The sequence below is a fragment of the Streptomyces sp. NPDC034670 genome, from assembly GCF_055574875.1.
Genome location: NZ_JBVITR010000068.1, coordinates 20,691 through 29,770, shown reverse-complemented (window position 1 = coordinate 29,770; position 9,080 = coordinate 20,691). Strand labels below are relative to the sequence as shown.

Below are 9,080 nucleotides of genomic sequence, written 5' to 3'. Positions count from 1 at the left end.
GTCGAGGAGGCCGTGCTCGCGGTGGCCGCCGCCCTGCCCGGGCGCCGCACCGCCCGGCTGCGGGTCTCGCACGCCTTCCACTCGCCGCTGATGGAGCCGGTGCTCGACGGCTTCCGGGCCGCGCTGGCGGGTCTGGAGTTCCGCGCGCCCCGCATCCCGGTGGTCTGCGGTCTCACCGGCGCCCTGGCCGCCGGGGACGATCTGCGCACCGCCGGGTACTGGGTGCGCCACGTCCGTGAGACGGTCCGGTTCGCCGATGGTGTGCGCACCCTCACCGGCCGGGGTGTGGCCCGTTTCCTGGAGCTGGGGCCCGGTGCCGCCCTCACCGCCCTCATCGCGCAGTCCGCACCCCGGGCCGCCCTCGCGGTGCCGGTACTGCGCAAGGACCGTCCCGAGGAGGCGTCGGTGCTCACCGCGTTGGGCCGGCTGTTCGTGCACGGCGCCGAGGTGGACTGGCCGGCCCTGTTCGCCGGCACCGGGGCCCGCCCGGTCGACGTGCCCACCTACCCCTTCCAGCGGCAGCACTACTGGCCGGATCCGCTCACGGCCGGGGCGGGCGATGTCCGCACGGCCGGTCTGGTGCCCGCCGAGCACCCGGTGCTCGGAGCGGCGATGCTGCTGGCGGGCGGGGACGGTGCCGTGTTCACCGGCACCGTGTCGACGCGGTCCCAGCCGTGGCTCGGCGACCACGTCGTCCTGGGGAGGACCCTGCTGCCGGGCGCGGCGCTGGTGGAACTGGCGATCCGGGCCGGTGACGAACTCGGCGCCGGACGGGTCGAGGAGCTGACGACGCTCGCCCCGCTGGTGCTGTCGGACCCGGGTGCGGCGATGCGGTTGCAGGTACGGGTCGGCGGCCCCGACGAGGACGGACGGCGCGCCTTGACGATCCACGGACGCCCGGAGCGGGAAGGCCCGGACGCCGCCTGGACCGCGTACGCCACCGGAGTCCTCACCGACGCCGCCGCCGAGCCGTCACCCCTCGGCGCGGACACGTGGCCGCCGGAAGGTGCCGAGGCCATCGGGCTCGACGGGCACTATGCCGCGTTGGCGGACGCCGGTTTCGCGTACGGGCCGTCGTTCCGGGCGCTGCGGCGGGCCTGGCGGCGGGGCGACGACGTCTTCGCCGAGGTGTCCCTGCCGGCAGGGACGGCGACCGACGGCTACGGCATCCACCCGGCGGTGCTGGACGCCGTGCTGCACGCGGCCGGCTTCACCGGAGCGGGCGGTGACGACGGTACGTCGCTGCCGTTCGCCTGGGAGGACGTGGTGCTCCACGCCTCCGGCGCCAGGTCCGTACGGGCGCGGCTGACCCGGACGGGGGAGCGGACCGTCGCCGTCGCCGTCACCGATGCCGACGGGCAAGCCGTCCTGTGTGCCGGCGCGTTGACCGTGCGGCCCGTCGTCGACGACGACCTCGCCGGTGCGGCTTCCGCCCCCGCGGCACCGGACGCGTTGCTGCGGACGGTGTGGATCCGCCCCGGCGGCTCGGACACGAAGACGCCCGACGAGATCGCCGTGGTCGGTGACCTCCCGGACGACCTCGCCGAGGCGCTGGGCGGTGCCGGCGTCAAGGTCGCGCCGTACCCGGAGGTGTCCGCCGTCGACGCCCGGCACCGCTCGGTGCTGGCTCCGCTGGCGGTCAGCGCCGACGACATGGCGTCCGGCGCCCACGCCTACGCGTCCTCGGCGCTGTCGCTGGTGCAGCAGTGGCTGCGCGACGAGCGGTTCGCGGACGCGCGCCTCGTGGTGGCCCTGCGCGGCGCCACCACCGGCGCCGACCCGGCCGCCGCTGCCGCCTGGGGGCTGCTCCGGTCCGCGCAGAGCGAGCACCCCGGCCGGATCACCCTGCTCGACGTACCCGGCCGACCGGCGGGAGTCGCGGGAGCGTTGGCACTGGACGAGCCCGAAGTGGCCGTCGTGGACGGGAACGTGCTCGTCCCCCGGCTCGAACGCGTCACCGTCGAGCCGGGCGCCGACCCCGCCCCGCGGGGGGCCGTGCTGGTCACGGGCGGCACGGGCGGCCTCGGTGCCCTCCTCGCCCGTCACCTCGTCGCATCGCACGGCGTGCGCGACCTGCTGCTCGTCTCCCGCAGCGGTCCGGACGCCCCGGGAGCCCCGGAACTCCTCGCGGAGCTGACCGGCGCCGGTGCCCGCGCCGAGGCGGTGGCCTGCGACGTCGCGGACCGGGCCGCCCTCGAACGGGCCCTCGCCGAGCAGCAGTCCGGCGGGCGGCGCATCACCTCCGTCGTGCACGCGGCCGGTGTGCTGGACGACGGGGTGACCGGTGACCTGACGCCCGAGCGGGTCGCCGCCGTGCTGAGGCCCAAGGCCGACGCCGCCTGGCACCTGCACGAACTCCTCCCGGACGTCGAGTCGTTCGTGGTGTTCTCGTCCGCTGCCGGCACCTTCGGCAACGCCGGTCAGGGCGCCTACGCCGCGGCCAACGCCTTCCTCGACGCCCTCGTCCGCCACCGGCACCGGCTCGGCCTGCCGGGCCGGTCCCTGGCCTGGGGGCCCTGGCAGCAGCCGGACGGCATGGCCGGCGGGCTGACGGCCCGGGACCTGGACCGGATGCGGCGTGCCGGGTTCCCGCCGCTGCGCGCCGACGAGGGCCTGGCCCTCTTCGACCTGGCCACCGCGCCGGACCCGGACGCCGATCCCGGCCCGGTACTGCTGCCCGTTCGGCTCGACCCGGCGGCGCTGCGCGCCCGGGACGACGTACCGCCGCTGCTGCACGGTCTGGTGCGGGTGCGTCGGACGGCCGCGCAGGCCACCGACACCGGGCTCGCGGAACGGCTGGCCGCCATGGACGAGGACGAGCGGCGGTCGACGCTGCTGGAACTCGTGCGGGGGCAGGTCGCCACCGTGCTCGGCCACCGGCCCGGCGAGGCGGCCCCCGTCGATCCCGGCCGCGCCTTCCGCGACCTCGGCTTCGACTCGCTGATGTCCGTGGAACTGCGCAACGGCCTCAGCGCCGCCACCGGCGTCCGGCTGCCCGCCACGCTCGCCCTCGACCACCCGACACCGGACGCGGTCGCACGGCGGCTGTGCACGCTGCTGGTGCCGGACCAGGAGGAGACCGGTTCCGGCCGGCTGCTCGCTGCGCTCGCTCGCGTCGAGGAGCTGATCGCCGCACTGCCGCAGCCCGCGGACGGGCCGGAACACCGGCGGATCGCGGGCCGGCTGGACGTCCTCAAGACCCGCTGGGCCACGGCCGCGGCCCCACCGGCGTCCGGGACCGCGGCACCGCAGCGGAACTCCCCGGCGGACGGCGGGAACGGCGCGGACCTCGACGTGGACGAGCTGTCCGACGACGAGATGTTCGCCCTCCTCGACGACGAACTCGGCAACGGGTGACCGGGGGGTGGAGAGCTTCCACTGACGGCCACGCCCCGGCCCGGCCTAGCGTGGCCGTGCGGCCGGGGCGAACCCCTCCGCGTCGGCCCCGGCACCCGAGTGCCGTGGCGCGCGTGACGGCGGACCGGTACATGAACGGCGGATCACCGGCGGCTTGCCGGATCCCTGAGCCGAAGAGGCGATGACACGTGGGCATGGTCAGGGCGGACGACGGCCCGGCGATCGAGGTGCGCGATCTCGTGCGTTCCTATCGCGGGCGCAACGGAGAGCTGATCAAGGCGAATGACGGGCTGACCTTCGACGTGCCGCGCGGGCAGGTCTTCGGCCTGTTCGGCGCCAACGGCGCGGGCAAGACGACGCTCGTGCTGCAACTGCTGGGCCTGGTGCGGCCCACGTCGGGCACGATCGCCGTCAACGGCATCGACGTCGTGCGGCACCCGGAGACGGTCAAGTCCACCGTCGGGTTCCTGCCGCAGCGCGGCCTGTCGATGCGGCTGATCGAGACGCGCCGCGCGCTGCACTACACGGGCCGGCTGCGCGGCCAGAGCGAGGCGGACGCGCGCCGCCAGACCGACGAACTGATCGACGAACTCGGCCTCGGCCCCTACGCCGACCGGCAGGTGGAACGGCTGAGCGGCGGCCTGATGAAGCTCGTCAACTTCGGTATGACGCTCATGGGCCGGCCCGAACTCATCGTCCTCGACGAGCCGACCAACGAACTCGACCCGCACAACAGGCGGTTGATCTGGGACATCGTCCAGCGTCGCGCCGCCGACGACGGCACCACCGTCGTGCTCGTCACGCACAACGTCCTGGAGGCCGAGAAGGCCGTCCACCGGGTCGCCGTCATGCACGGCGGGCGCATCACCGCGATGGGCACCCCCGGGGAACTGAAGGAGCAGACCGGCGCGCAGGCCCGGCTGGAACTGTTCGTCCGGGACGGCGGCAGCCTCACCGACGAGGAGGCCGCACGGCTCGGCCGGATCGGTGTCGTCAGCCCCGGCGACCGCAGCGGCAGCTACCTGGTGACCGCCCCGCCCGACCGGATCCAGCCGCTGCTGGAGGTCCTGGTCACGGACGTCGGCGTGACCCGCGTCGACGACTTCCGCTTCGCCCGGCCGACCCTGGAGGACGTGTACCTCAGCCTGAAACCGGGCGACCCGGCCGGACAGCCGGAGACGGACACGGCCCCGGAGCGGCGGACGGGCCGGGAACCCGAGGCCCGGCGGCCGGCCGGGGACGGTGACATCCGGCCGGCGGCGGTGCAGGAGCTCGTGCCGGTCGGCGCCCCGGACGACCCCGCGAACGACGCTCCCGACGACGCGACGCAACCGGCCCCGGAGGTCGCCGCCCAGTCGGCACCGCTCCCCGCCGCGCCCCCCTCGCGGCCGGCGCCCGCTCCCACCCCGGCCAAGGCTCCGCGGCGCGGCCTGCGCGCACGCTCCGCCACCTTCGGCACCTCCTTCAAGTACCTCTGGTTCGAACACATGCTGATCGTGCGCACGTCCTGGCACGTCCACATGGTCTTCGGCATCTTCATGCCCCTGACCATGGTGTTCGGCTTCTCCCGGATCGGCAGCGGGCTCACCGACGAGACGAGCCTGCTGTACATCGCCAGCGGCTCGGGCGTGTTCTCCATCGCCGCCCTCGGCACCACGGCCATCGCCCAGCGCATCGGCGCCATCAAGGCCGAGGGCTCGATGATGTACTACGCCTCGCTGCCCATCAGCAAGATCGCCTTCGTGACCGCGTTCGTCGCGGCCCGGCTGCTGCTCATCGCCCCCGGACTCCTCACGTCACTGCTCGCGGTGGAAGTCCTCTACGACATCCGGCTCACGCTGTCGCCGACGCTGCTGTTCGTGTACCCCCTGACCGCGCTGCCGCTGGCCGCGCTCGGGCTGGTCATCGGCAGCGTGATCGACAAGATCGAGCTGATCTCCATCGTGACGTACATGCTCAACTTCCTCCTCCTGCTGGGTGCTCCGCTGCTCATCCCGCTGGAGTCCCTGCCGCCGGTGCTGCGCGCCATCAGCTACCTGATGCCGACCAGCTACGGCGCCGACGCGATCCGGCACAGCGTCACCGGCGACATCGACGGCGGCTTCGCGCTCGACATCGCCGTACTGGCCGTGGCGTCGGTGGGCTCCCTGTGGATCGCCGACCGGGCGTTGCGCTGGCGGGCCCCCTGACCGAAGCCGCCGGCGCCCGGCCGGGAGTCCGGTGTTTTCCCCAGTGACCGCGCCGAGAACTCCCGATACCCTCCTTGTCGGATCCGGAGGAAGAATGTCCGTCGGCCGTTCACAGGGCCTGGTGCGAGACCTGTGAACGGTCGCATGGACACTCGGGGAAACACCGGGGAAAGCACCCGGAAATCACCTGAGGAATCACTCGGAAAGCGACGACGGGCGCGGTGTGACGCATTCGGGAATGCCGGAGACAAGGCCGCTCCCTTTCGGTTTTTTCCGGTCGGGAGGAACGGGAGCGACACCGGCATGAAATTCCGGGTGCTGGGCCCGCTGGCGGTCCACGGCGAGCACGGGCCGGTCACACTGGGCGGGGGCAAACAGCGCGCCACCCTCGGCCATCTCCTGCTGCACGCCAACGAGGTCGTCGCGACCAGCTCCCTGCTGCGTGCCCTCTGGGCCGGTGAACCGCCGCCGACCGCCCGCAAGATGCTCCAGAACGCGGTCTCCGCCCTGCGCGGCGTGCTCACCGGGGCCGACACCGCCACCGGGCCCGTCCTGCTCACCCACGCCCCCGGCTACCTGCTCCGCGTGGACGACGACGACCTCGACCTCACCACCTACCGTGCCCTCGCCGACCGGGGACGCGGCGACCTCGCCGCCGGCGCGTGGGCGTCCGCCGCGCGGACCCTGCGCGCCGCCCTCGACCTGTGGCGCGGGCCCGCTCTCGCCGACCTCGCGGAGACCGGCGCCGACTGGCCCGAACTCGGCACGCTCGCCCGCGCCCGCTCGGCCACCCAGGAGGACCTCTTCGAGGCCGAACTCGCCTGCGGACGCCACCACGACGTGCTCGGCGAGCTGGAGACGCTCGTCGAGCACGACCCGGTGCGCGAACGGCTCTCCGCCCAGCTGATGCTGGCCCTGTACCGTTGCGGCAGACAGGTCGACGCGCTGGAGACCTACCGGCGCACACGGACCGCGTTCGCCTCCGAACTCGGCCTGGAGCCCGGCCGGACGCTGCGCGCCATGGAACGCGCCATCCTCGACCACGATCCGGTCCTCGCCCAGCCCGACGCACTCGCCATCATGGCCCTGTCAGGAGACCGCCGAGGCGTCCGCCCCCGTGCCGACGGAACCTCGCCGACGCGTGCCCACCGCGAGGCCGGGGCCGGGGGCATGGACTGGGCCGGAGTCGAGGGCGGGGCCGTGCCGCCGGGCGCCGCTCCGGCCCCCCGCCCCGAGGCACGCGCCGACCGGCCACCGGTCCCCGCGACCACGCCCACGGGGTTCCCGCACTCCGCGACCGGGCCGATGGGATTCCCGTGCCCTCCGAGCACGGCCCCCGGATTCCCCCACTCCGCGACCGTGACCGCAGGATTCCCGCACCCCGTCGGCGGGATCACCGGATTCCCGCACCCGGCCGGCGCGACCACCGGATTCCCGCGCCCCGCCGTACCCGCCGGTGTGCTCACCGAGCAGCGCAAGCAGCTGTCGATGCTGCTCGTGCGCACCGCACTCGGCAAGGGACTCGGCGGCGACCCGGAGGACGCGGCCCGGCTCTCCGGGGAGCTGGCGGTCGCCATCCGCGAGGAGGTCGAGCGGTACGGCGGGAAGGTGTCCGGCGTGCTCGGACCGGTCACGTTCGCGCTGTTCGGCGTGGTCCGCACCAGGGAGGACGACGCGCCCCGCGCGGTGCGGGCGGGCCTCGCGATCCTGCGCAGGCTCCGGCAGTACGGCGCGGGCGGCCCGGTCCCCGCCCGGGGCGGCTCGGCACCTCGCGTGGCCGTCGCGACCGGGGACGTCGTCGTCACCTGCGCGGCCGACGGCACCGGCGCCATCCCCGTCGTGAACGGCGCCGTACCCAAGAGCTGCGTCGAGCTGCTGGAGACCGTGCCGCCCGGTGGCATCCGGGTGTGCGCCACGACCCGCGCCGGCAGTGAACGCGTCATCGCCTACGGCCCCGCCGCCGGCCCCGACGGCGCCTGCGAGCCGCTCGGGGTCCGCCCGCCCGGCACGCAGCGGACGGCACCGCTGCTGGGCCGGGAGCGCGAGCTGGAGCAACTGCGCGGCGCGCTCGGGGACGTGGTCCGCAAGCAGCGGCCGTGTCTCCTGACCGTGCTGGGCGAACCCGGCGCGGGCAAGACCCGTCTGGTGGACGAACTCGGCCGCCTGGCCCGCCGAGTGCCGGGCGGGTTCACGGTCCTCACCGGTCACAGCTCCTGGTGCGACCGCGACCGCCCCCTGGCCCTGCTGGAACGCACCCTGACGGCCGGAATCCACGACGGCGACCACCGCCCCCCGACGCGAGCCGACGAGCCGGGCGGGCCCGGAGGCGCCGTCCCAACCGGAGGCGCCGACCGACCCGCAGGCGCAGCCGACCAGGACGGTGCCCTCGCTCGCACCGTGCACGCTCTCTTCGGTACCGGGGACCGCGGGGCCTGGCTGCTCGACCGGCTGCGTCCGCTGCTGCCGGACCGGTCGCCCGCAGCCCCGGCCGACTGGGCGGACGTCACCGCCGCCTGGCGGCTCTTCCTGGCGGGACTCGCCGCCGAACGCCCCCTGCTGCTCGTCCTGGAGGACCTGCACACCGCGCCCGACGCCGTCCTGGACGTCGTCACGGATCTCGCCGGCGCCGTCGGCCCCGTGCCGCTGCTCGTCGCCGTCACCGCGCGGCCCGAGCTGCTCGACCGCAGGCCCGCCTGGGGCGGTGGCCGGCGCGACGCCCTCACCCTCACGCTCGATCCGCTCGACGAGCCCTCCGCGGCCGCGTTGCTCGACGCGCTCCTCGCCACCGACGGCGGCGACCTGCCCGCCGAACTGCGTCGCGACCTCCTCGCCCGCGTCGGCGGCAACCCGCTCCACGCCGTGGAATACGCCCGCGAGCTGACCGCAGCCGGGCCGTCCGGCCGCCCGGCGGGACCGCCGCCCATGCCCCGGCACGTCCGGCAGGTCGTCGCCGCCCACCTGGACACCCTGCCGCCCGCCGCCAAGGCCGTCCTGGTCAACGCCTCCGCGCTCGGCGGCGTGTGCTGCGCCGACGGCGTCGCCGCGGTCGGCGGCGGCGACCGCGGCGAGGCCGCGCAGTGGCTGGACTATCTGGAGCGCCGGGACTTCCTGCGCCGCTCCCGGCACACCACCTCCAACGGCGCCCGGCGCTACGCCTTCCGCCACCCGGCGACCCGCGAGGTCGTCGACTCGCTCGTGCCCCGCACGGTCCGCGAGGACCGCAGGCGCCGCGCGGAGGCCTGGACCGAGCGGACGGCCGCCCGGCTCACCGTCTGACACCCGAGATCCCGTCCTCCGCACCGACACGACAAAGCCGCACGGCACCTGCGTCACCCTCGCCCGTTCCCGCGATTACCCGTCGGTGGAAACACCCAACTGGGTCCCCGTCCGGGCATCCCCTAGGTTCTTTTCCGAGCGGCGTGGAAAGCCCGCCCGGAACACTCGGGAAAACACCGAGCCCGGCGGCGCATGATGGCCTGGCCGACGGCCCGGCGGCGCGTATCGCCCGACTTCCCCGCCCCGTTCCGCCGAAGC

3 protein-coding genes are annotated in these 9,080 nt (G+C 75.0%); all 3 read left to right on the top strand.

All coding sequences use genetic code 11. From position 1 onward, the window contains the following. The coding region (locus ACZ56B_RS29940; RefSeq protein WP_468797305.1) for a type I polyketide synthase at positions 1-3,357 on the top strand (3,357 nt) is incomplete at its 5' end. A gap of 194 nt (positions 3,358-3,551) precedes the next feature. Then, on the top strand, positions 3,552-5,546 hold the full coding sequence (locus ACZ56B_RS29935; RefSeq protein ID WP_468797303.1) for an ABC transporter ATP-binding protein/permease: 1,995 nt from the start codon (positions 3,552-3,554) through the stop codon (positions 5,544-5,546). Positions 5,547-5,849: 303 nt separating this feature from the next. Further along, on the top strand, positions 5,850-8,822 hold the full coding sequence (locus ACZ56B_RS29930; protein ID WP_468797301.1) for a BTAD domain-containing putative transcriptional regulator: 2,973 nt from the start codon (positions 5,850-5,852) through the stop codon (positions 8,820-8,822). Positions 8,823-9,080: the final 258 nt, after the last annotated feature.

Coding starts and splice junctions, on each gene's coding strand:
- ACZ56B_RS29935 (WP_468797303.1), top strand. CDS start 3,552: ATGGTCAGGGCGGACGACGGCCCGGCGATCGAGGTGCGCGATCTCGTG.
- ACZ56B_RS29930 (WP_468797301.1), top strand. CDS start 5,850: ATGAAATTCCGGGTGCTGGGCCCGCTGGCGGTCCACGGCGAGCACGGG.